Source organism: Enterococcus sp. 2G9_DIV0600, from assembly GCF_002140615.1.
In the GTDB taxonomy this organism is placed as follows: domain Bacteria; phylum Bacillota; class Bacilli; order Lactobacillales; family Enterococcaceae; genus Enterococcus_D; species Enterococcus_D innesii.
The window spans coordinates 601,715-626,569 of the sequence record NZ_NGLL01000001.1 but is presented as its reverse complement, the minus strand read 5'-3'; the positions used below and the strand labels follow the sequence as shown (position 1 = coordinate 626,569).

Here is a 24,855-nt window from a genome sequence, read left to right as displayed (position 1 = left end):
AAACAAACTAACTGTTACACTGTAAATAGTATGACAATTCTCGTCATTAGTCAAGCGTTTTCATTAGCTGTTTTCAATCAATTTCTTGCAACGCATGACAAAGGTTTGCTGTCTGAGCGTAGACTTTCTGATAAATAGGATAGACCTTTTGATATTGGGCAACATTTTCTGGTATCGGCTGAATCGTTTGATCAAAGGATACAAAAGCTGCCACACAAGAAGCAACATCCTGAAACAATCCGCTACCGATTGCTGCCAACATCGCTGCCCCCATACCTGGCCCTTGTTCCGTTGATAGCGTAAGGATCTCAGCATTAAATATATCGGCTTGCATTTGCAGCCATTCTTGATTCTTTGCACCGCCTCCCACAGAAATGATTTTTTCAAAACGCCGATCCGCCACTTCTTCCATGATCATTTGCGCATCCTTCAGTGAAAACGTGATTCCTTCGAGCACCGCGCGACTGAAATGCGGCAGACGATGGCGGGTATCAATACCAATAAAGCTACCACGAATCTGACTATCCGTATGCGGGGTACGTTCCCCTACGATATATGGCGTAAAGAGCAGTCCGGATGAACCAGCTGGAACCGTATCGATATCTGACAACAATTCTGCAAAATCCTTTCCTTTTGCAAATGTTTCTCTAAACCAGTTCAAGGAATTTCCTGCCGCCAAAGTCACACCCATTGAATAGACTTTTCCAGTGACAGCATGATTGAAGAGGTGTAGTTTGCCTTTGTAATCCACCTTGCTGCTTTCTTCGTAAGACAAGAAAACACCACTCGTACCAATGGAAACCATACCAATCCCTTCCTCAACGATTCCAGATCCTAAAGCTGCGCAAGCATTATCCGCACCGCCAGCATATATCCGAACATCCTGTGCAAAGCCAAATCTTTCTTTTAATTCCGGTAGCAGTGTACCCACCTCATCAGAAGATGCATACAAGGTCGGTAGCACCGCTTCAGAAATCGAAAATTTCTCTAGGACTTGATTAGACCAACACTGATTTTCGACATCCAAAAGTAAAGTGCCCGCAGCGTCTGAAAAGTCCATTGAATACTTGCCTGTTAAGATAAAACTCAAATAATCCTTTGGCAACATCAAATGGCGAACTTGTTTCCAATTGTCTGGTTCATTCTCCTGCACCCATAGTATTTTGGGTAAAGTGAATCCTTCCAAGGCAACATTTTTGGTGATGCTTAAAAGCGCACTGCCAAATTCCGCCATGATCCGCTGACATTGTTTTGTCGTACGCACATCATTCCACAAAATCGCCGGGCGAATGACTTCATTCTGTTCATCTAATAAAACCAAACTATGCATCTGTCCAGAAAAACTAATCCCTACCAATTCTTTTTTTAGTTGTGGCGTCTTCTCGATTAGCGCCTCTATGACGAGCAAAGTCGCTTGCTTCCAATCTTCCGGTTCTTGTTCACTATATCCTGGTTTAGGAATCGCCAATGAATAGTCCGCAGAAGCGGTAGCGATCATTTTGCCTTTCTCATCAAAAACGAGTCCTTTTAATGCACTCGTTCCTAAATCTAAACCTAAAACGTAGGCCATATGCTCCCCTCTTTCTTTTCAATATTTTTTTATTTTCTAACTCTTGTGACTATTTTTGCCTTTTTTATTGATTTATAAGCTTACTTCCAGAACCAATGACCGACGTCCTGATAATACCTCTGCACGTTTGCTTGGACTGACGGTATCGATAAACAACGTTGCTTTGTCCCCAAGTACCTGTCGCTGACCAGCTTGATTGGTTACCGCCAGATGAGCCTTTGGAATATTCAATGTCACAGATTTTGATTCCTTTGGTTTCAATGGCACACGTTGGAATGCAATCAACTTTTTATTTAAAACCTCTTCCGCAGCATCGGTTTTGCCATAAACTTGTACGACTTCTTCAATCGCATACGCACTTTGATTTTCGATAGTCACTGACACACGGAGAGTGTCTGGATCAGTGGCGACTATCGCATTACCCAAATGGATGGTCCCATAAGTTAAACCAAAACCAAATGGATATAACGCTTCTTCTTCGAGATAGCGGTAGGTTCGATTCTTTAATGAATAATCTTTGAAATCAGGTAACTGATCTGTATTTTTGTAGAATGTTACTGGCAGCTTCCCACTCGGACTGACTTTACCAAATAAGATGTCTGCCGCTGCTTCCCCCCCGCGACTGCCTGAATACCAGGTATGGAGAATCGCCTTAAGTTGGGGATGCTCTTCTAAACCATTTAAAGAAATTGCAGACCCAGCAGATAACAAAAGAACCACCGGTTTATTCAAAGACAATATTTTCTTTAATAAACGTTCTTGCACTGCCGGCAGACCCAATGTTTCCTTATCACCAGAGCCATAGACATTGCCGGAATCACCTTGCTCTCCTTCTATCGTTGGATCTAATCCCAAACAAAGAACCGTTACATCCGCATGCTTAGCCGCAATGATTGCTTCTGATTCTCTTTCATGTGGTCGCGAAAGCACTGATTCTGCATGTTCATTATACAAGTGACAGCCTTTCGCGAAAAAAACACGACCTTGGTCTTTCATCGCTTCTTGAATACCTGAAAGATACGTCACATACTTTGAAGCTGTGCCAAAATAATTGCCTTGCAGCGCCTCGATACTTGCTGCATTTGGTCCAATAACAGCAATCGACTGAATGTCTTTTGACAAAGGTAAAAAAGCTTGATTTTTCAAAAGCACCATCGATTTTTGCGCTGCTTCATAGGCTATTTGGTTGTGTTCGGGGGAGTCGATTACTTCATAAGGAATCTGATCATATTCGTTTTCTTCAGCGAACATCCCTAACCGAACCCGCGTCGTATAAAGCGCAACAACGGAATTTGTGATTTCTTCCTCAGTCACAAGACCTTGCGCCAGCGCTTCATGAAGATAGTGAGAGATATTTCCCGCACACAAATTACAACCGATCTTCATTGCTAATGCCATGGTTTCTTCTGGCGTCTTCGTATAATGATGATGTAAATGAACATCCTCTAGAGCAGCATAATCTGACACAACATGCCCTTCAAACTGCCATGCATCCCTCAAAATTTCCTGGAGCAGCTCTGGATGGACACAAGCAGGAATTCCATTGACTGCGTTATATGCTCCCATGAAACTTTCAACATCCGCTTCTTTCACTGCTGCTTCAAAAGCAGGAAGATAGGTCTCATAGAGATCCTTTTGATTCACTTGCGCATCAAATGAATGACGATCTGCCTCTGGTCCACTATGAACCGCAAAATGTTTTGCACAAGCAGCCAACTTCAGATACTCACCGTCTCCTTGCAATCCTTTAATGAAGGCAACACCTAAACGCGCAGTCAAGTATGGATCCTCCCCATAGGTTTCTTGCCCTCGCCCCCACCTGGGGTCACGAAAAATATTGATATTTGGTGACCAATAGGTCAGTCCTTTATAAATATCGTTGTCACCCTCCTCGTGGTATTGGTTATATTTTGCTCGACCTTCTGTTGCGATAATGTCGGCGATGGTCTCTACTAGCGCATCGTCAAACATTGCGGCCAAACCAATTGACTGAGGAAAGACCGTTGCCACTCCAGCACGCGCTACTCCGTGTAATCCTTCGTTCCAATAGTTATAATCCGCGATTGATAAACGGTCGATGGCTGGTGCGCGAAAATTGATCTGGGCAATTTTTTCATCTAACGTCATTTTTCCAACAATGCTTATTGCCTGTTGCTTGGCTTTTTTGTGTGAAATCATAGTGCCTCCCTTTGAAAATTTTTTCTTTAAATAAGTTTTTTTACTGTACAAACTAACCTTTTAATCGGATAATAAGTGATAGAACAGAAATTGTCAAGCGCTTTCAAACTAAGGTGTGGTATTTTTTATGATCTATCTTGTGCATTTTCTAGTTGAAAGGTACACTAGTACCAACAGAAATAGTAACCAGTTGAGCTATTTATTCTACATATATAGTGTCTCACTTTATACGCTATCTATTTCCACCAATCATATTTTTAAAGGAGCTTATCATGATCATTAATAAACTTGGCATTCGAGAACAAAACGAAGCCATTGTATTAAAAACAATTATTGACAATCAGCACATTTCACGAGCGGAAGTCTCTCAATTGACGGATTTAAACAAAGCCTCTGTCTCTCAAATAACCAAAAAGTTGATAGAAACATCCTTTGTCAATGAAGTTGGTATTGGCGATTCCACGTCAATTGGCGGAAGGAAACCGATCCAATTACAATTTAACAATCGGAACAGTTTCGCGATCACTTTTGATATTGGCTATAACTACATCAAAGGCATGCTCTCTTATATTGATGGAACAATTATCCATTTTCTATCAAGAACAGATTTGCCCATCACAAAGAATAATATACTATCAATTATTTCGGAAATGATAGAAGAACTTTTGACGCATTCTCCTGAGACGCCTTATGGATTAGTGGGCATCTGTCTCGCGATTCACGGCATTGTTGCTAACGGAAAAATCACATTTACCCCTTACTATGATTTGGAAAATATCGATTTGATTACACCAATCAGCGAAACATACAATACCCCCGTTTATATAGAAAACGAAGCAAATCTCACCGCCTTAGGCGAATACTGCTTCTCTTCTGAATCAGCGAATCTTATCAGTATCAGTATCCATAGCGGTATTGGTGTCGGTATCGTTGTCAATGGCAAATTACAAATTGGTGCCCATGGCGCATCTGGAGAAGTCGGCCATTCGATTTTATTCCCTAGAGGTAATCCTTGCCCTTGCGGAAATTTGGGCTGTCTAGAGCAATATGCTTCTAACAAAGTTTTATTTGATACTTATAGCAGCTATACAAGTACAGATTTTGTCAACTCTGATGTGTTTTCTGAAGCCTACCTCTCAGGTGAAAAAACTGCCATCGATCTTGGGTTACAAAATGTTGAATTTCTAGGTATAGGATTGAACAATTTGATCACTATGTCTGATCCAGAGGAAGTCTTTATTAATAGCTCAGTCTATCGAAAAATCCCAGGACTTATTGAACAGCTTCGTGCGCAGTTGAGTAGTCAATTCACGCAAGGAACGATTCTCAAGAATAGCCTTTTGGGTGAGCAAGCGCCCCTTTATGGCGGAGTTGTAGTCGTTGCCAATCATTTTCTAAATATTCAAGACTTACGTTTCTCATCCCTTGTATTAAACAATGAAATCGTGTCATAGTTTCATGCTTGAAAAGTAGTTTTTCATATCGACTTTGATTAAAAACTACTTTTCAAGTCTTTTTTATCCCTTAATCAACAGCATATCGCTTATTTCATCCACTTCTTCAATCTAACAAAATCATATGCTAAATATGATCATTCAACGCATCAAGCGTGCATAAGTACTCATTTTTCACAAAAACTTTCGTTGACAAAGGCAAATCTCCTGTAATGTCCACCTTTTTTAGTGTTGAGTCTGCCCATTGTATTGAAATCGTTGTTTGATTTGGTAAGCAGACGTCCAACAGTCTTCCTTGATTCCAAGCATTTGGTAGCGCCGGCAATAAATCCAAACGTTCGTTATAATAAAACACCAAAGCTTCGATCACACCAGAAGTAAAACCAAAATTCCCATCGATTTGAAACGGCGGATGATTATCTAATAAATTGGGTAAAACAGATTCGGATAATTGTTTATTCATTGTCTGCAGACAGGCTTCTCCATCATAGAAATGCGCCCATAAATTGATCAACCAAGCCGCACTCCACCCAGTATGTCCCCCGCCGTTTTCTAACCTTCTCATAAGTTTTTTTTTCGCTGCGTCTTTTATTTCCGCTGTTTCTTCTCGTAAATGATGACCAGGAAAGACGCCATATAAATGAGAAATATGCCGATGTCCTGGCTCAGCATCTTCATAATCATGATACCATTCCATTAATTGACCGTATCTCCCGATTCGATGTTTTGGCAGTTTTGGCAAAGCTTGCTTTACTTCCTCTACTAAATCCCCCCTATGCAGCGCCCTGCAGCCAGACAAATAATTGGTGAACAATTCCCATATCAACTGATTATCCATCGTAGCCCCATAGCTTACAAAGGCCAAGACACCTTCTTTAGTAAAAAAACTATTTTCCGGAGACACAGAAGGATTTGTCACTAACTCCCCATTAGGCAATTCAATCAAAAAACCTAACAAAAAGCGGACGGCTTCTTCGACAACAACAAAGTATTTGTCCAAAAAAACTGTGTTCTGATGATAGAAAAAATGCATCATAATATGATTTGCTAGCCACGCACCGCCAAAAGGCCAATACGTTGCTGGCAAAAAATCATCTTGAGGGGCCGTATCCCCCCATAGATCCGTGTTATGATGAGCAACAAACCCCTCAATACCATACATTTCTTTGGCCGTTTTTTGACCATTGGGCAACATCTTCAGTAAGTGATCAAATAAAGGCAGATGACATTCACCTAAGCCGCAAGACTATGCTGGCCAATAATTCATTTCAGTATTGATATTGATCGTATATTTTGAATCCCAAGGTGGCATCAGATCTTTGTTCCAAACACCTTGAAGATTAGCAGGCAATGTTCCTGGTCGACTGCTTGAAATCAGCAAGTAACGGCCAAAGTGAAACATCAACTGTATCAGACTTGGCGATACCTTTCCAGTTCGTGCTTGCTGCAAAAGAACAGGTAGTTCAGCCGTTTTAGCAGTTCCTAAATCAAATGAAATTTTTTGATATAGCCTTTGATAATCCCGCAAATGCTTCGCTTTCACTTTCCTCCATGAATCAAGCGTCAAAGAAACGAGTTTCTCTTTGCAATAACGAAACGGATCATGTTCTCTATAGGTTGTCGCAATAGTCGTATAAACGATCAGTTCTTGAAATGATTCTATCGTTAGATACTGTCCAATCAAATGTAGCTGCCCATCAGTCACAACCTTTACCTGTTGCGCATAAGCAACACCCTGCTCTCCGGTTTGACCAAGAATCGTGAGCACACCTTGCTTCTCATCTGCCTGACATCGTAGTTCGTGATAGAGACCTCGGGAACGGGTCAGATGTATGCCAAATTTGGTGTCCTTTTTTTTAGAGGCTTGGACTCGGTACGCCATCAGGTTGTCAGGATAACTAGCCAATAATTCAACTTGATAAGCAGTCTCATCGACCTCATAAATCTCTATGACTAGTGCCCGTTGCAGATCGAGTGCCCGTTGATACTGTTGCAACTTTCCTGACTGCTGATTGCGAAGAATCAACTCCCCTGCAGGCATATAGTGTCGTTGAAATTCTGGAATACCAGTCATAGAGGTCTGCATCAAGTCTTGTGCTTGAATCAATTCCTCCTTAAAAATCAATGACCGAATCTCAGGTAAATTCAACCTACTTGCTTGACTATTTCGGTCGCGTGGCCCTCCATGCCATAAACTGTCTTCATTACATTGAAGATGCGCATCTCGAGGAGACCCAAAAAGCATCCCACCGAGTTTGCCGTTTCCCACTGGCAACCCTTCTTCCCAAACCTGACTTGGTGTTGAAAACAGTAGTTTTTCCATGGTCTGTTTCTATACCTCCTTTTATCTTCTTTAAATCATCCGTCAAAAGTTTATTGGAACGATGTATTCAAAAAAACGGTCATAGCTTGCATCTAAAGCGATGACCTTTGTACCAACTTGAATAAAATAATACTAGCTATGCGATGAGAAAAGACGCATCAAACTGCTAAAAATTGCCCACATCCTTTTCCCTATGGCGAATGTAGTGAAAATCAGAAAAGACAGCAGTTCCTCCAGTTGTCTTCGTTGCATAATGAAACAAGCCAAAACGACAGCCAGTAAAATGATCCATTTTAAAAGCTAGCTGATGATCCGGTCCAATCTGTTGAAATCCTGTAGGTGACTGGAAGTAGAAACGCGCTTTGTCATTCATATTCAAGAAATCGACTTCAACACGAATACGAACTACCTCATCTGACAACGGGAATCGTTCCCATTCCTTTCCGGCTGTTTCATCGGCAGGCATTGCCTGTAAGCTCATATTATCCAATTCTCTTGATTTCATGATCACAAACAATCCCGCTGCCTCCCTTGTGATTCCAACGAAACCATACGCGCCTTGAAAAGCGCTTAAACCTGCTATGTCTCCAACCTTCAATTGACTACCGTCAATGGTAACTTCCCCCTGACAAGCTGGAAACCACATACGTTGGGTCAATGTATTGGCTGCTTCGGTGATATTTTTGCTGAGTTTTATCGCTTTAAGAGAAAATTTCCCTGTTTCTGTATCTAGCTTAAAGCCTGCCACGGTAGGCTCATGATTGAACTGCCACTGGGGATATAGTCCATATGGCGTAGGATAGCTTTGTCTAAAATCATCGCTGCCTACAAGGGCTGGTCTTGAGGTATCTTGCGCCGCTTCAATGATGGTCACCTCAACTGGAACTTTCCCGTCCTCACCAAATATTGGAAATTCATTTTCCCAGTGAATAGGAAGAAGAATCGGTAATCTCCCCACAGCACCATGGTCTTGAAAGAGGACTGCAAACCAATTTCCCTCTGGTGTGTCAACAATTCCTCCTTGAGCGACTCCCTGATTACAATAGCCTCGGTCATCATCAAGGACGTCTTTCCCAATAAAATCATCCGTTAAGGAATTTGCTACATAACAAGCCTGGATTCGCCGCCAATAGGATGGATGGGAGTGAATCAAAAAAATATAATATCGCCCATTTATTTTGTATAAATGAGCACCTTCATAGCCTAAGTTTGGATTATCTTGATCAGAAATAATCAACCGATGCAGACCACCGGGCTTTGGACCACTCAAATCCGGATGTAACTCAGTCAACCAAATATCCCGGTTTCCATAAGCGATATATACGCGGTCTTCTTCAAAGAGGACTGAACAATCGTGATAGAAGCCAGCCATAACTGATTTTTCCCAAGGACCCGCCATTTCTTTTGCTTTATATACATAGGTTTTTTGGGTATCATTTGCAACAAAAAAAACATAAAAATAGCCATTATGATAACGTAAACAAGCTGCCCACATTCCTTTGCCATAGCTATTTTTTCCACATTGAAGTGTTTGTCCTTCTGTACTATCTAAGCGATCATATACAAAGGTACAGTGTGACCAATGAACCAAATCAGAAGAGGATAATATTTCACAACCAGGCATAAAGTGCATCGTCGTTGTCACCATATAATACGTATCATTTACGCGGATCACATCCGGATCTGGATAATCTAATGGGATGATGGGATTTACAGCTTTTGACATACATACCTCCTAGTTGTCAATGTTTTCTAATTGCAGCCATGCCGCATCAACATAACCACTAACTTCGTTCGAAGTAGTTGTATAAATTCCTAAGGTACAGCCCACAAAACCGCCAGCAACTTCCGTACTTAAATAATGCGTATCAATTTCTTCCGCAATCAACTGTCGATTACCCTTCACGATTGCGTATCCAGCCAACTTCTGACCAGCCCCTTCTAAAATAAGGGTCACTTTGTCATCGACCTGCTTCAACTGTCCATGAATCGTTTCTTCTCCACCAATGACCGTCACCAATCGAATAAAATAGTCCTGATCTTCCTTCACTGCAACCAAACGAATAAAATACTGATCATTTTGCAGAATCACAAGCCCCGCTTCTCCGCCTTCTGTCAAGTGCAATTCCAAAGGCACTGTTAGGCGATAGTTCATTGACTGCTGTCTCACCCCAATGTATGTTGGAGAGTCAATTACTTGTAGGGTTTTAGACGTTGGTGTTAAGCGCAGCCAACCAGGTCTCACAGTGGGATCATAATGTTTCATTTCAGGATTTCTTAGAAACAAAAACGCAGGCGTAATCTTATCAAAAGTATACTTGTCCTGCGTTTTTCCTGTTATCATAGGCAACGCATGTACTTGCTCCATCAACAGTCTTCCTTCTCCTGGATTGACAACGGGCCAGCCATCTTCCCAAACGACTTCTGCCAAAAAAGTTTCTCTGCCAAGATTGCTATAGCCATCGAAGATACGACTGGCTAGACAAGTCATATACCACTTTCCCTCTGCTGTTTCCACTAAATCCCCATGACCAACATTTTGGACGGGATAATTTTTGCCTAAATGGCGATGTGTCAAAATGGGGTTATTTTTGTTGCCTATATAAGGACCGGCAATTTGCTCACTTCTAGCAATGGTGACACAATGGTTTGATCCTGTTCCACCTTCTGCAATCAGTAAATAATAATAACCATCTTTTTTGTAAAGATGAGGGCCCTCTGGCCAAACAACATCCCGCAAAGCACCGTTCCAAATACCTGTACTAACCCCAATTAGTTTGCCTTTTTGCAAATCAAGTTCCTGGAGCCAAACTTCCCAATCACCATTATATCTAGGTCCTTCCGGTCGTGCCCGTGTCCCCACATAGTAACAACGCCCATCTTCATCAAAAAACAGACTAGGGTCAATGCCTGGAGCATCTGGTAACACAATTGGCTCAGACCAAGGTCCAGCTGGATTGGTAGCAGTGACGTAAAAGTTGCCTCCATGGGTAACATTGGTGGTGATCATATAGAAAATCCCTTGATGATAACGAATGCAAGGGGCAAATATTCCTTGGGAATGCCTAGCACCAACCAATGGCAACTGTGACGCTCGATCAAGAACATTCCCTATCTGGTGCCACTTGACCAAGTCTTTACTATGATAAATTGGTACGCCTGGAAAATAAGCAAATGTTGAGGTGACCAAATAATAATCAGAACCTACTGCACAGACAGAAGGGTCGGGAGAAAACCCCTCTAAAACAGGATTAGTAAAAGTTTGCATGAAACACACTCCTTAATAAATGTTATAATTGCCACTCAAGACTAAAAAGGAAAAAGCATACAGAAAATTATCATAGTATCTACGTTCGCCCGTCCTTAATGGGGTTTCCCAAAACTGGGCAACAAATTTTCGTGCAAACGGCGCATCCATAATTGCTGCTGAGACTGCAGCGTTCGTCGCTAACAAGCCAACTGGATGCAAAATGGGTTCTTCAACACTTTTTCCTTCTATCGTATAAATCGTATATTCATTGCCTTTTGCTGTGGTCGCAAAAAATGCTTGAAGCTTCTCAAGCCGCTGACATAACACAGCATCTCTACCATACCATTGACTATCTACCGCGACATTCAAGGCGGTGCGATAGGCATCACTAAAGAAGTACCCGTGGCCACTTTCTTCACAAGGATGCCCTTGGTAATCAGCATACTCTGCATTTAAACCCGTTTCTTCATGGAGTGCTTTCTTCAAGTACGCTCGACTAGCCTGCGCCGCCTCTTTCCAAAATAAACGGTCCTCTTCATTGGCATATAACGCAAATTGCTCATAAAAATGAGGCACGTGATAGGAAGGGTCAGAAAATTCTACCTCTGGAACAAATTTGATCAATTTATTTTCTATATTCCACATCGGAAGTCCTTCGTATCTGCCTCCTTTATGAATACAATAGCTCAATAGATTCCTAGCATGCTGACTATACTGATATATACCTTCGCCATCTCCCCAGCGATTCCGTGCAAAAAACAAGGCCAACGCGAAAAATTCTTCTCCATCCGGTGCAGGTCCATCCGAATTTTTGATGCCATTGGGGTGTACAGACCAAGCAAAATAATTGGCATGACGTCCGGTTTTCATGAACATGTTGGTCATCGTCCAATTCCATAAGCGGTCAAAGACATCTTTACGATTATATTGAATAGCTAACAGCATGCCATAGGACATACCCTCGGTTCGTACATCGCCATTGCCCGTATCAACGATATACGCCGAGTCAGAATCCACTTCAAAATAAAATTTATTTGGCCCTTCAAAAATTTCATGCCAAATAAGTGCCAATCGTTCATCAATTTGTTCCTGACTGTAGCCATAGGCCAACAGCACATTTGTAGGTTCTTTCATAACTACCTCCAATTTCTTTATAAGCGTACGCGCTGTCCCTTGACGACAAAGTGTGATCAATGACAGCTGTCTCATCCGTCAGAAAGCCTCTATTTTTCCTCATAACTAAAATAATCAAAATCTGCCGGTTGTCGATAACCAGAGTAATCAACGCAAGCCATTCCCACAAAGGCACCCGTAAAGAAACCACCGTAGGACTGGAGCACATAGTCGTCGGACAATACCGCCGCATCTAGTACAACTGGTATTCTTTCCCAGTTGATGCCGTCAAAGGAGTAGCTGTAAGTGTATGTTGATATTGCAGCCTCTGTTTTGAAATACACGTAAGAACAGTCTTCAGGAACAGCAATAGCCTGATCCTTTAGATACGAAGTATACACACCCCGATTGTTTTCACTGACCTCGATGACACGACCGTTTACTGCGTTCCATGTAAGATGAATCATTGACCAATGTTGGGTATTATAATAATTTGTCAAACCAGCCATTTGCTGAAAAGTAGTAGGTACAAAGGAAACCTTTGTTTGGGCTTCAAAACAAAAATGTTGCCATCTCCTCGCCACCAACGATACCTCATGTTCATTCGTTAATGACCCTTGACCAAACAACCGTAAGTGTCCTGGTGCCTCAGCCAGTGTACCGATTTTCTCAGTAAAAGGAACCCGTAACGTTTGAAAGTGATGATTCAATACTTCTGAATCAAACTCATCTTTTATGGGACAAGTTGGCGTATATGGTGTGATCGTTGCATCCTTAGGGGCATCTACCTCTATCACCCCATGTTTTCCACCAACAATAAACGGCCAACCCTCCTCATCCCATGCTACTTTTTGAATGGCCGTTTCTCTGCCAAGCGTACACCAGCCTCTAGGATCATGTACAGATTCGGTTGGGTGATGCCATGGACGGCCAACCAAATGGGCGAAATAATATTCTCCAGAAGGCGTATCTACTAAAGCACCATGACCGCATTTTTGCAACGGTGAGTCTGGTTGATCAAAAGCCGTTAAAAACGTTGCTGGCTGTTCCTCATAAGGACCAAACAGATTCGCTGATCGAGCAACAACCTCTTGATGGGCATATACCGTTCCTCCCTCTGCACAAAATAGGTAGTATTGACCGAATAATTTATAGAGATGGGGGCCTTCTGTCAGCTTTACTGAAGTGCCGGTATAGATAATCTGTGCAGTTTCAGGAAGCAAACGTTGTTCTTGATGAGAATATTCGGTTAATTTGATACCATGGAAAGGATGTTTATACTCTCGATGATCCCACTCCATTTGAACAATATATTTTTTCCCATCATCATCGTGAAACATCGAGGCATCAAAACCCACCCCATTCAATTTGATTGGCTGGCTCCATGGTCCTTCAATCTTTTCGGCAATAGTTAGATAATTGGTACAATCTTTAAAGGCCCCCTCTGTGACCTTCACATCTGTATAAACTAGCCAAAACTTTCCATCAGCATATGTCAGATCCGGCGCCCAAATACCGCCAGAGTCCTTATTCCCTTTCATGTCCAGCAACTCAGTCGTAGATAAAGGAAGAGATACTAATTTCCAATGAATCAAATCCTTCGATTCATGGATGCGTACACCTGGAAACCATTCAAAAGTAGAATTCGCAATGTAATACGTATCCTTTACACGAACAATCGCTGGATCTGCATGAAAACCTGTTAAAACTGGATTGATAATTTTCACTTTGCCATTCCTCCAAATTCATTTGTTCTATTCATTCACCAAAATATCAATCAGACTCCTGAGAAATGTTTCTTCAAAAAGGAGAAAGATACAAGCAAGATCTTTATCATAGAAAATGTAATTCTGTTAACGGAAGTTTTTCCGCAATTGCTTTTCCTCCTTCTGAGGACAGATGCAATCCATCCCCACAATCAAATGATTCCTTCAAATAAAGTGGTTGCTTTTCATTTCTGACAAAGGAATCGAAATCTAGCACACCATCGTACAGACGGGTAGAACGAATCCATGCGTTAACTTCTTGTCTCAAACTTTCTGTCACCTTAGAATAATAACCAGAATTTCCCATTGGCATAAGTGTCGTAATAAAGATAGGCACTTGTCTCAGTCGTGCTTCTTGAGCATAAAAGATATAAGCTTCGATGATTGCTTTGTATAATTTGTCAATATCCGTCCCATGATCCGCTCCTAACACATCATTGATCCCATAAGAAATAATGACTCCAGAAAGACCCTTTACATGGAACACATCATTTAAATAGCGTTTTACTCCAGCACGACCATGCCGTTGAAAAGTATCAGCAGTAGGATCCGTATCTTGTAACATTCTGCCGCCACCAATCCCTTTATTGATAATAGAGGTATTGGTGATTCCCTCTGTTAAGAGTCGCTGTTTGACATGATCTATCCAAAACCCCTGCTGCGTAAGCGAGTCGCCAAAAGCAGCAAGAACATTGCCCATGCCATCACCATGGATCCCGACGATTCCATAGATATAAAACATGCGTTGATTTTCTTGAACTATTCGGAATTGCTCTTTTTGGTCAAGAAATACTTTTGATTTATTTTCTATAATCTTATTGATCACCTCTTGTTGCAGACGAGCATAACTAACAAGACCACTGGTTAAAGTTACTTCATTCTTTGTTAAGGTTTTTATTTCTAAAATATCCCCACAATCAAATGGTTGTTCAATGGCGTCACTCACTGATTCCCCGCATCCACCATGAATAGTCAACTGCTCTTTTTTATTGAGTGTTACCCTGTGTAATTCAGATTTTCCTTGAAGTCGGTCATCCAGCAATTGTAGGGTGACTTCATCAAACAAGATATCTTCTATACCATAGAGGTTGCCAAAAACCACTCGCAGCTTATTCCCTTTATGATTTAAGCGAATCCGAATCGTTTGCTCCTGACCAGCTATTTTGCTTGGCCATGAACGATAATCTTGTTGCTGGTATCCCCATAATTCATTCCATCGCATACCTTTTTCTCCAATACTGATAAAATTATTTTTTTAAAGTGGACATAGTGCAACCTTCTATCCCTTCTTTTTGCATTGCCTTGATTATATCTGGTAAGGCTTGCGCTGTTCTTTCATTGCAATGTAATAAGATAACATCGCCATGCTGCCAATGTTTTGTCACATTTCTGTATATTTCTTCCATAGTCGTTTCTTCTTTCCAATCTTGCGAATCCAATGTCCAAAGAGTAATTTTTTTGTCTATATTTTTTCTCTGATTCTCCAATAAATGACCGAAGGGTGGACTAAACCAAATCTTTTGCTTACCTGTTGCCTGTTGGATTGCTTTATCGGTTTCGTCAATCTCCCTTTGAATATCTTTTTCAGTAAGTTGCTTAAAGTCCGGGTGTGTAAAACTATGGTTGCCTATTTCATGTTCAGCTTGATCCATTTTAGCAATCAGTAGTTCTTGCCCCTTTATCTTTTCACCCCAAATAAAAAATGTACCTGCAACTGAATATTTTTTAAAGTCAATAAAATTGATTCCGTAGCCTTGTTGGATCCATCATCAAATGTTAATGCAAGTTTCATTTCTACACGCATGCTCCCTTCTTAAAAAAAGGCAGACGATCTGTCCACCTTTTGCTCCTGACCTTTAATCATCTACTTTAGATAGAATAACTGATTCACTAGCGTAATCTTTTCTACTTACTTCATTTTCTTTTCGCAGCTGCATGTTACTATTTTGGACCAATAAAAAATAGGTAGCCAAAGAAACGAATACAAAGACGTTTACCTTAGTTGATATCGCTGTTCCGTGTAAATTTATCTTCAATTTCTCTTATGATTAACTTTGTATCTTTGACAAGAATATATGCAAATAAAATGATAACCAATGGCGTAATGGCCGGTGAGATATACAATGAAAACACGACAAGTAAAATGGTATAGCTAATTAATTTCAAAGTTGTCACTAAATCAGTCAAAAGATAAGTGATGCTTAAACGCACAATATCTCGTAGTCGAAAAGAAAATTTCATTGCAATGACCAGACTATACTCATAAATGATAGTAGCTAATAGCAAGAGAAGGATAAAAAACCAAGAAGCAAAATCAAGTTGCGTACTTTTAAAGTATGTATAATCGACAATACAGATTACAAAAATAATTGAAAAGAGTATCGTTAACAAGTAGCTATCTTTCAAATTTTTGCGCCATTTTTTCCAATACGTAAAAAATGGTGCAGATACTTCTGATGATTGCAAAGCCTCTACCATTGCAATCAAAGCACCTACCCCTGGACCCATCAAACTAAAAAACAATGCATACAACAAAATATTATTTATGGTAAAAATGAGAAAAAACATCCCTATTCCTGCTGGAACAATAGATAATAAAAAAGCCATTTCTACCAAAAAATAACTTGATATTTTTTCTGACCAACGGTAATATTTTCCTTCTGTAGCATCACGATGCTCCTCCATAGATTTCCCTTCTTTCAAAACAATAATTGAAATGCGTCGTTGCTGCAGGAATAAGGCTATCCGAACGATAGGTCTAAAAGAAAAATGTACTATTTATCGTACAAGAAATCTGCCTGCAATCAGACCATATCGTTCAAATATTCCTTAACCTTTAATGCAAAAATATCTTTGGAATGCTATTCATTATTCTTCTGATATTCTTCATACGCATTATTGACCATGTCCAAATAGCGGTCAGAGCCTTTAGAGACGACTTCCTCGGCATATGCATCCCAATCAGATAAATCACGTTGCCCGACAATAAATTGAAGCGTACTTTGATCAACAAAGTCTTTGATCGGTGTCGCCAATAATGACGCTTGTTCTTGATCTGTTTCGCTTAAAGGTGCCGCTGGTTCTGCTTCTGTCTGCTCTCTCTTGTCAGCCATTTCTTCCAACCATTTCACTTCTTCATCACTCATTGTAGAATAAAGCAAATCAGTTGAGCCGCCATAAGCAAAATTACCACCGGAAAATCCGTAGTCTTTCTGTAAATCTTTCGTCCCGCTTGGATTCAACCCTTTAAAGTTAATATCGCTTGTTAAGGTATATTTGTCATCTTCAAGTGTGTAGGTTTCACCTTCAACCCCCCATTTTGCAAAAATCTGACCTTCATCAGAATACCAAAGCCAATCAATTAATTGTAAGATTGCTTTGAAGTTAGGACTATCTTTGATTTTTGAAGAAATCATGATACCATTTTCTAGCTGATTCCCGCCAATAACAGCCCCTGCTGGTCCTTCTGGTGTAAGTCCTTTAACAACCTCATAATTTCCTTCGCCTAAATTACTATCCATTGTAACGCCCATGTTGATCAATTCTTGACCGTTTGTAGAGATGACAAATGTCTCCCCAGTGACAAATTTCTGAAGTGCTTGTTCATCATCTTGCGTGAAGGATTCTTTATCCATTAATCCTTCATCCACTAAACTATTAAAATAAGTCACCATTTCTCTATACTCATTCGTTGTTCCAGTATAGACAAACTCACCCTTATCCTCATCAAAAGTTGTACCGCTATACCCCCAGCCACCTTTTGTGCCAAAGGATGCAGCTGCATAATTCAATAGCGCTTGACCTTGCCATCTGTCAGAGAAAGGAACTTTATCAGGATATTTTTCTTTCATATTTTCAAGCAGCGTTTTGAATTCATCCCAGGTTTCGGGTATTGACCAACCATTTTCGTCTAAAATATCTTTCCGATAAGCAAGCGTGTAATCTGGCCATACATTTTCATGAAGCCCTGGTAAATTATAGTATTTTCCGTCAGATTGTCTTAGTGTATCTAAAGTCGATTCTATATCCCACTTCTCTACTTTTTCCTGGAAATTCGGCATATATTCTATATAATCACTAACAGGAAGTATAGCTCCAGAAGTAACAAAAGCATTTTCTGTGCCTGGATATGATTTAGGAATGATAATTGGTGATTCTCCCGCACTGATCATCAATGATCGTTTTTGTTCATAGTCAGATGAAGGAATAACAGTCATATCAAACTCAACGTCCGTCATTTCTTTTAATTTACTAAAAAATAACCATTCTTTGTCATACGGGTAGTTTGGATGATCGCTAAACATCATCGATATAGTTAAAGGTTCTGTTGCTTTAAATTGCTCGCCTGCTTTAAAGTCATCCATAGCACCGACAGAATGATCATCATCAATTTTAACTGTTCCGTTATCCCCAGATCCATTCTCATTATTACTACTACTGTCCGAATTTCCACAAGCACTCAATACCAAAATCGATACACTTACTGTCAACAAACCTAAGAAAACCTGCTTAAATTTTTTCATTTCCGTGACTCCTTTGATTTATTATTGTTTTACAGATCCTAGCATAATACCAGAAACAAAATATTTTTGGACAAATGGATAGACCGTTAGAATGGGCAAAACAGTTAAAACCATCGTGACAGCTCGAATATTTGCTTGCACTTGCTGAGAATTATCAGAATCCATTCCTCCTGTAGCATTTCCACTTGTTGCACCTTTGATCATATTGCGTAAATAAACCGTTACTGGAAACAATTCCTTTTTATCAAAATATAGAAATGCCCCAAACCAGCTGTTCCAATTTCCTACTGCATAAAAAAGGACCATGGTTGCTAAGATTGGCTTTGATAAAGGTAAAACGATCTTCATCAAAATACCATACGTGCTTAGACCGTCAATCTCTGCAGCTTCTTCTAAAGAATCCGGAAGATTCTCGAAGAATGCTTTCATTATTAGCATATTATAAACACTCAAAGCACCTGGAATAACTACGGCCCATATTTGATTTAACCATCCAAGGCTTCTTATCAATACATAATTCGGAATCAATCCACCATTAAAAAACATTGTAAATACTGTAAAAGCAATAAAGAACTTCTTCCCACGCAGCCTCTTTTTAGATAATGCATAGGCAAAAATCGTTGTCACAAACATTGAAATTGCGGTACTTACTACCGTATAAAGAACGGTATTGCGATAATTTATCCAAAACATTTTATCTGCAGAAACAATCTTATATGTTTCTAAATTAAATCCCTTAGGATAAATACTTATTTGACCTGAATTAATATATGCCTCACTACTAAATGATTGTGCAACGACATTTAAGAAAGGAAACATTGTCATAAATACGACTAAAATCAAAAATAAAATGTTAAAAAAAGTAAATATACGATATGATTTCGATACTTTCATTGCTATTCCTCCCTACCATAAACTCGTATTTGTGATTTTACGTGAAATAAAATTAGCAGATAGTATCAAAATCAACCCTATTAAGGATTCAAAAAGCCCAATCGCTGTCGCATAACTAAAATTACTTGACTCTAAACCAATACGATATAAATAAGTTGATATGACGTCGCCTGTCGAATAGGTCAATGGATTATACAAAAGCAACACTTTTTCAAAACCAACGCCTAAAAACCCACCAATATTCAAAATGAACATGGTTACCACTGTGGGTAAAATTCCTGGAATCGTTACATGAATTGTTTGTTTCCAGCGGTTTGCACCATCTATTTTTGCAGCTTCATATAATGTTTCATCAATATTCGTCAAAGCGGCCAAATATAATATAGCGCCCCAACCCATGCCTTGCCAAACTCCAGATATCACATAGATAGGCCGAAACCATGCAGGATTTTGCATAAAATCAATGGTCGTTCCTGTAAATAGTTTGACGATTTGATTAATTGCACCATTTGTGGCTGTCAGTTGTAGAATCATGCCAGCCACAATTACCATTGACAAGAAATGTGGCAAATAAGATGCTGTTTGAACAAACTTTTTAAAGCGGGTCCCTTGCACTTCATTCAACAATAACGCGAATATAATTGGTATAGGGAAAGTCAGAATACTACTTGCTGCCCCTAAGATAACCGTGTTTCTGAAGACATTCCAGAAACTGGGATCATTCCAAAACATTTGAAAATAGCGGAATCCTACCCACTCTTGTCCAAACATGCTACCACCAGGAACAAATCTACGAAAAGCAATAATATTTCCAATCATAGGTAAATACCTAAAAATCAATAAAAAAGTGATTGGGATAACCAATAAAGAATATAATTGCCAATCTTTTCGAACCTCTTTCAGCAATGACCTTTTCTTTGCCCTTGTACTTTCCTTACGTGTCGTTAATTCCATGAAATATCCTCCCTCATTTCCTATATTTTTACACTTTTCTGCTGCACCACCTCCTCTTGATGTAAGGCAAACTCAAGTTGATTTACATTGTTAACTAACCAATCGATTCTTAAAGCAACTCCCACACCTTGTCAAGCGCTTACACTATTGTGGTACCTTATCTTCCTTCCCTATATTTTCTGTTAGGTGATTGAAATTCTCTCTTCTCTTTTCCATGCCAAATCTTTATTATAAAAGCTAAGCCAATCATCCGCATTTTTTTCTAATTTGGCGTCATACCTAACAACTTAATAGAAATCTTACGTTAGTAAGTTTTCTATACTAATATACCTATTGATACATATCCTTTCCTAAAATATGGATAACATTCTTGTTATTTACTTTATCTTGTAGAAACTTTTGTTTTCTACTAAAATTAGTTATAATAATCCCGTACCTTTGTCTTTTTCTAGTACGGAATCATTATTTCAACTTTGCCTCTCACAATAATGAACCGAACAAATACAACTTTACTCTTTCGTTAGGAGATTAATTTATGTTATTCCTTGAAGACTACCATAATGGAACCGATTTCGAAATATCTAGTTATCATCCAGATTCACTAAATTATATGGAACATTTTCATAGAAGCTTCGAACTATTAGTTTGTCTGGAAGGAAACGCGAATATCACCCTTAATTCTAAAATATACCAATTATCCGCAGGAGAAATTATGCTAATTCTCCCTTATCAAATACATGCTATCCACACAAAAGAACACTCGTTATTGGACATTCTTATCTTTTCACCAGAATATATTCATGATTTTTATACAAAAATCAAAACATGTTCGCTTGCAAAACCAATCATATCTGTACAAAAAGAAACCATCGATTTTCTCTATCCAGCTCTTTTTCAGACAGACTCCTTATTTTATAGAAAATCAGCACTATATCATATTCTTTTTCTGTATGAAAAAGAAACAACATTAATACCTGCCTCATCATCAGAACAGTTGATTATTCAAGGGCTAATTTATATCGAAACGAATTTTTCCAAATCAATCACCCTGAAAACCCTTAGTGATAGTTTAGGTTACAGCAGCGTTCATGTGTCAAAAATAATCTCCGAAAAATTAAACAGCTCTTTTCCTAAGTTACTAAATCGTTCTAGAATTAACCACGCAACATTTTTACTGACCCACACTTTACTGCCAATTTCTGAAATTTCTTGTCAAGCTGGTTTTCAAAATGTGCGAACATTTAATAGGAGCTTCCAGCAAATACTGGGTACTACCCCCTCAATTTATCGAAACAATTATTTCAAAACACGTTAACACGTCATGAATAAATCAATATTGACAAAATGATGGTAGTACCCCTCCTTATATTGGTTCATACACGATAATTGATGCTTGTCATCTGTTACTTCTTTGCAGCAATAAACATAAAACTTTCAAAATCAAAATTTGAACCGGGTAAGAAAATAAATGAAACATCCACTGACCCTAGAATGGTTTCATCAAACATGAATGTTGTCTGTTGATAATTGACACTTGGCGCTATATCCATTAGAACACGCTTTTCATTCGTACCTATCATTAGCTTTAAGTGAATCGAATTTGTTGTTTCCGGTGAACGTCCGTTGATCCGAATTCCTTTCACCGGTTGTGAAAATTCAAACCCTTTAAAATCAATCGTCACATTGTTGCCAATCTGTTCAATGGTATTTCCTTTGATCTGAAAAGAATCCCCATAGATGCCGTCATTGTTCACAACTGAAATTGTTTCAAATGATCGCACATTCCTTTCAAAGAAAAATTCTTTTAAGTGCACTTTTTGTTTAAATACAAAGGTGATTGTTCTTAAACCGGTGAGCGAATGAGCTAATGAATAGCTTGCTTCTTGATAGGTATTCCAAATACTTCCTTTATCATAAGTCACGACATCGATTTTTTTTCTATCACTGGAATCGGGTGTTCCTTGCCAAATCTCTATTTCGAAAGAATTGCTTTCCAATGGAAATAGCGATAATGTTAGTTGATTCGCTCGAGTTTCACCAAAATCAACTTTATCAAAAATCACCCAACTCTCTCCTTCTCTCAAGGTAGCGACTCCCCGTTCATTGCCATTGGTCAATACAACATTGCTTCGAGAATAGAGTCCTCCTGATATCGCTTGATATGGATCCAATCGCATCTCTTTTAGTCCGCTAAAGGTCATCTCGATTTGTCCATACAAGTCGATATGTTCTTTGCCATTTTTGACACCGCAACGCACATAGGCAAGTCCGTTAGCATGAGGAATAATTTTTACCTGTCCCGCTGACTCTTCCATGTGACCAATATCCGTATCGATTCCCTTGACATCAGTAAACCGCCAAAATAATGGTTGCTTTTGTGCACCTTCAGGATACGTGTTAGCCTTAACCAAAATCGTTCCATCTGCTGCTACTTCTTTTACCAGTTCTATTTTCCGTATAGGTATCATTGCTGGTGTTTTCGAATATACTTCAGTGCTGATTGGCTTTGCTGTACCATTTGGAATGTTTACCTTGTTGGAGAATAGTGTAAGCTGATTGTCTGGCAAACCATCACTTTCCAAAGTAATTTGAATTTCACCTGCTTGTTGTGTACTCGCAATTATAAGCAGTAATTTACCATTAAATAATCGCTTGCTATTTCCTTTGAATTCAGCGTAATCCGTACTATCCCCATTATCGATTCCCACGAGTCGACCTTCTCCAGAAACACTGACCGATACCTGATTATTGGCATTTTTGACAGAATTCCCTGCACTATCTAGGCCATTTACTTCGATGAAGACCAAGTCCTGACCATCCGCTGCCAAGAACATTTTATCAGGTTGTTGCCTCATCTCCACAACATCTCCAAAAGAGGCTTCTACATCCTGAGCAATCACTCGTCCTTGCTCATCATACCCGACTGCTTTTAATTCACCCGGTTCATATGGAATCTGCCATGTGTAGATCAGTTTTTGGCCATGAACCAAATCATGAGCTTCTTTCCCCATAGATTTATCATTAAAGAACAATTCTAGACTAGGACAATTTGTTGTGACACAGACGTCGATCAGTTGCCCCGGTGAAAAGTCCCAATAAGGAAAAACGTGAATCATTGGCTGCTTTTTATATGAAGTCCATCCTGCTTTGATCGTATAAAATGCATCTTTCGGGAACCCTGCAGTATCAATTTGTCCCAGATATGAATTTTTTGATGCATAGGGAGTGGGTTCCCCAATATAATCAAATCCAGACCACAAAAATTGACCTAAAGAATAAGAACAATCTCTTTCTACCAAAATACAGGCTTCGATACTTTCAGCGCCCCAACTGGTACGACTATTTCCTAAAGATGAGCATTGATGATCGTCATCAGCTAGTGTTGTCTGACTTAAAGGAAAATGATAAACCCCTCGACTTTGGGCAACTGATGCTGTCTCACTTCCATAAATGACCCAGTTAGGATAGGTCTCGTGATGCGCGTCATATTTTGATTCTGTATAGTTATAGCCAACAGCTTCTAACATTGCTGCTGCTTTTTGGGTGTTTTCCCAAAGAAGATAATTTGACCCAAAGGTAAGCAGGGCATTCCTGCGGTAATCATATTTCTTTACAAGCGCCAACAGGTAATTGGTCGTTTCTAACCCATCCGGACGACCGTGTGTATCATAAATCTCATTTCCGATACTCCACATAAATACCGAACTGTAATTACGATCGCGTTTGATCCAAGCAGCAACATCTGTTTCTACCCATTCATCAAAGAAACGTGCATAATCATTGGGATTTTTGGGATAACGCCAAATGTCTACAAATTCTGATTGAACCAAAAAACCTAATTCATCTGTTAGCTCATAAAACTCTTTCGAAAAAGGATTATGGGCTGTACGGATGGCATTCACACCCATCTCTTTCAAAATAAGGAGTTGTCTGCGAATTGCTTGCCGATTCACAGCACTTCCCAGAGCACCCAAGTCATGATGCTGGCAAACACCTTGCAACTTTATATGCTGGCCATTCAGCTTGAGACCATCATCAGCATCTACTTCGATTTTTCGAAATCCCACTCGATGATGAATCGTTTGGATTTGGTCTTTGACAACGACTTGTGTCTCCAATCGATAAAGGTGTGGACTATCTGGATCCCATAATAACGGGTCATTTATAGTTAATGTCGCACAATTGGTGGTTTGATGTCCAAGCCCAACTTCTTGTTGGTCAAAGGCCACTACTTGATGATTTGCATCAAATAAACGATGCGCCAAACGCACCTTTTCATGATAGCCAGAACGGTTGGTCATCACAGTATCAATCGTCAAACTCCATTGATGCATACTTTTCTTTTCTTGATGAATATAATAATCATCAGGAGCCACATACACTTCCCCTAATTCATGCAGCCAAATATTACGAAAAAGCCCTGCACCGGTATACCACCTTGAATTGGCACCTTCTTGTTTTGCCCGCACAAAAAAGATATTTTCCCCATCAACAAGATAATCCGAGATATTGACTATCTGTGGTGTATAACCATACCTCCACTCAAAGACCAATGTATCATTCACATAGATTTCCGTATTCATATGAATACCATCAAATTCAAGAACAAAATTTTTGTGCTGACGCTCTGCTATCATAAATTGTTTTCTGTACCAGCCTTCACTTTGACGGTAAAGATCATTCGTCTGGTAAATCAACCAGTCGTGCGGTATCTCTACAGGCTGGTATTGCTGCTGTTCTGACATGGCCCGTGACAGTTGAAATTCGTCACACAAAGGCGCTTCTTTAAAATACCAATCCTCATTAAACAATCGCTTCAATGTACTTCTT

General features: G+C 39.6%; 16 protein-coding genes and 1 pseudogene. 2 read left to right on the top strand and 15 right to left on the bottom strand.

Going from position 1 to position 24,855, the window contains the following annotated elements; all coding sequences use genetic code 11:
* Positions 1–73: 73 nt before the first annotated feature.
* Both xylB and A5870_RS02970 read right to left on the bottom strand, forming a co-directional pair.
* Positions 74–1,570 carry a xylulokinase gene (gene xylB / locus A5870_RS02975; protein WP_086291753.1) on the bottom strand — a complete coding sequence of 499 codons (1,497 nt, stop codon included), beginning with the start codon at positions 1,568–1,570 and terminating at the stop codon, positions 74–76.
* A 72-nt stretch (positions 1,571–1,642) separates the two neighbouring features.
* Complete coding sequence (locus A5870_RS02970; RefSeq protein WP_086291752.1) at positions 1,643–3,748, bottom strand: glycoside hydrolase family 3 C-terminal domain-containing protein; 2,106 nt, start codon at positions 3,746–3,748, stop codon at positions 1,643–1,645.
* Positions 3,749–4,020: 272 nt separating this feature from the next.
* Between A5870_RS02970 and A5870_RS02965 the strand changes: the two genes are divergently transcribed.
* A complete protein-coding gene (locus tag A5870_RS02965; RefSeq protein WP_086291751.1) occupies positions 4,021–5,202 on the top strand; it encodes an ROK family protein in 1,182 nt (393 codons plus the stop codon).
* A 127-nt stretch (positions 5,203–5,329) separates the two neighbouring features.
* Here A5870_RS02965 and A5870_RS17830 read toward each other — a convergent pair whose 3' ends face one another.
* The 12 genes and pseudogenes from A5870_RS17830 to A5870_RS02905 form a co-directional block, all read right to left on the bottom strand.
* A complete protein-coding gene (locus A5870_RS17830; protein WP_441316176.1) occupies positions 5,330–5,557 on the bottom strand; it encodes a glycoside hydrolase family 95-like protein in 228 nt (75 codons plus the stop codon).
* 12 nt (positions 5,558–5,569) lie between these two features.
* A pseudogene (locus A5870_RS17825) lies at positions 5,570–7,525 on the bottom strand (glycoside hydrolase family 95 protein); the annotation flags it as partial.
* Positions 7,526–7,691: 166 nt separating this feature from the next.
* Entirely contained in the window at positions 7,692–9,251 is a 1,560-nt protein-coding gene (locus A5870_RS02950) for a glycoside hydrolase family 43 protein (RefSeq protein ID WP_086291748.1), read from the bottom strand.
* 9 nt (positions 9,252–9,260) lie between these two features.
* On the bottom strand, positions 9,261–10,793 hold the full coding sequence (locus A5870_RS02945; protein ID WP_086291747.1) for a glycoside hydrolase family 43 protein: 1,533 nt from the start codon (positions 10,791–10,793) through the stop codon (positions 9,261–9,263).
* 12 nt (positions 10,794–10,805) lie between these two features.
* Entirely contained in the window at positions 10,806–11,909 is a 1,104-nt protein-coding gene (locus A5870_RS02940) for a glycosyl hydrolase family 8 (protein ID WP_086291746.1), read from the bottom strand.
* Positions 11,910–11,998: 89 nt separating this feature from the next.
* Positions 11,999–13,615, bottom strand: a complete 1,617-nt coding sequence (locus A5870_RS02935; RefSeq protein ID WP_086291745.1) for a glycoside hydrolase family 43 protein — start codon at positions 13,613–13,615, stop codon at positions 11,999–12,001.
* A 106-nt stretch (positions 13,616–13,721) separates the two neighbouring features.
* Positions 13,722–14,876 carry a GDSL-type esterase/lipase family protein gene (locus tag A5870_RS02930; protein WP_086291744.1) on the bottom strand — a complete coding sequence of 385 codons (1,155 nt, stop codon included), beginning with the start codon at positions 14,874–14,876 and terminating at the stop codon, positions 13,722–13,724.
* A gap of 25 nt (positions 14,877–14,901) precedes the next feature.
* Positions 14,902–15,390 carry a polysaccharide deacetylase family protein gene (locus A5870_RS02925; RefSeq protein WP_254907653.1) on the bottom strand — a complete coding sequence of 163 codons (489 nt, stop codon included), beginning with the start codon at positions 15,388–15,390 and terminating at the stop codon, positions 14,902–14,904.
* A gap of 262 nt (positions 15,391–15,652) precedes the next feature.
* Positions 15,653–16,339 carry a DUF624 domain-containing protein gene (locus tag A5870_RS02920; RefSeq protein ID WP_086291742.1) on the bottom strand — a complete coding sequence of 229 codons (687 nt, stop codon included), beginning with the start codon at positions 16,337–16,339 and terminating at the stop codon, positions 15,653–15,655.
* Between the two features lie 176 nt (positions 16,340–16,515).
* Positions 16,516–18,177, bottom strand: a complete 1,662-nt coding sequence (locus A5870_RS02915; RefSeq protein ID WP_086291741.1) for an ABC transporter substrate-binding protein — start codon at positions 18,175–18,177, stop codon at positions 16,516–16,518.
* Positions 18,178–18,198: 21 nt separating this feature from the next.
* Complete coding sequence (locus tag A5870_RS02910) at positions 18,199–19,071, bottom strand: carbohydrate ABC transporter permease (protein ID WP_086291740.1); 873 nt, start codon at positions 19,069–19,071, stop codon at positions 18,199–18,201.
* A gap of 12 nt (positions 19,072–19,083) precedes the next feature.
* Positions 19,084–20,025 (bottom strand): ABC transporter permease, encoded by a 942-nt coding sequence (locus A5870_RS02905; RefSeq protein ID WP_086291739.1) that lies wholly within the window; start codon positions 20,023–20,025, stop codon positions 19,084–19,086.
* 535 nt (positions 20,026–20,560) lie between these two features.
* Between A5870_RS02905 and A5870_RS02900 the strand changes: the two genes are divergently transcribed.
* A complete protein-coding gene (locus A5870_RS02900; RefSeq protein WP_086291738.1) occupies positions 20,561–21,340 on the top strand; it encodes a helix-turn-helix transcriptional regulator in 780 nt (259 codons plus the stop codon).
* An 88-nt stretch (positions 21,341–21,428) separates the two neighbouring features.
* Here A5870_RS02900 and A5870_RS02895 read toward each other — a convergent pair whose 3' ends face one another.
* Positions 21,429–24,845 (bottom strand): DUF4982 domain-containing protein, encoded by a 3,417-nt coding sequence (locus tag A5870_RS02895; RefSeq protein WP_170924043.1) that lies wholly within the window; start codon positions 24,843–24,845, stop codon positions 21,429–21,431.
* Positions 24,846–24,855: the final 10 nt, after the last annotated feature.

Excerpts from the sequence above, each read along its gene's own strand:
- xylB (WP_086291753.1), bottom strand. The coding sequence starts at position 1,570 with ATGGCCTACGTTTTAGGTTTAGATTTAGGAACGAGTGCATTAAAAGGA.
- A5870_RS02970 (WP_086291752.1), bottom strand. The coding sequence starts at position 3,748 with ATGATTTCACACAAAAAAGCCAAGCAACAGGCAATAAGCATTGTTGGA.
- A5870_RS02965 (WP_086291751.1), top strand. The coding sequence starts at position 4,021 with ATGATCATTAATAAACTTGGCATTCGAGAACAAAACGAAGCCATTGTA.
- A5870_RS02950 (WP_086291748.1), bottom strand. The coding sequence starts at position 9,251 with ATGTCAAAAGCTGTAAATCCCATCATCCCATTAGATTATCCAGATCCG.
- A5870_RS02945 (WP_086291747.1), bottom strand. The coding sequence starts at position 10,793 with ATGCAAACTTTTACTAATCCTGTTTTAGAGGGGTTTTCTCCCGACCCT.
- A5870_RS02940 (WP_086291746.1), bottom strand. The coding sequence starts at position 11,909 with ATGAAAGAACCTACAAATGTGCTGTTGGCCTATGGCTACAGTCAGGAA.
- A5870_RS02930 (WP_086291744.1), bottom strand. The coding sequence starts at position 14,876 with ATGCGATGGAATGAATTATGGGGATACCAGCAACAAGATTATCGTTCA.
- A5870_RS02920 (WP_086291742.1), bottom strand. The coding sequence starts at position 16,339 with ATGGAGGAGCATCGTGATGCTACAGAAGGAAAATATTACCGTTGGTCA.
- A5870_RS02915 (WP_086291741.1), bottom strand. The coding sequence starts at position 18,177 with ATGAAAAAATTTAAGCAGGTTTTCTTAGGTTTGTTGACAGTAAGTGTA.
- A5870_RS02910 (WP_086291740.1), bottom strand. The coding sequence starts at position 19,071 with ATGAAAGTATCGAAATCATATCGTATATTTACTTTTTTTAACATTTTA.
- A5870_RS02905 (WP_086291739.1), bottom strand. The coding sequence starts at position 20,025 with ATGGAATTAACGACACGTAAGGAAAGTACAAGGGCAAAGAAAAGGTCA.
- A5870_RS02900 (WP_086291738.1), top strand. The coding sequence starts at position 20,561 with ATGTTATTCCTTGAAGACTACCATAATGGAACCGATTTCGAAATATCT.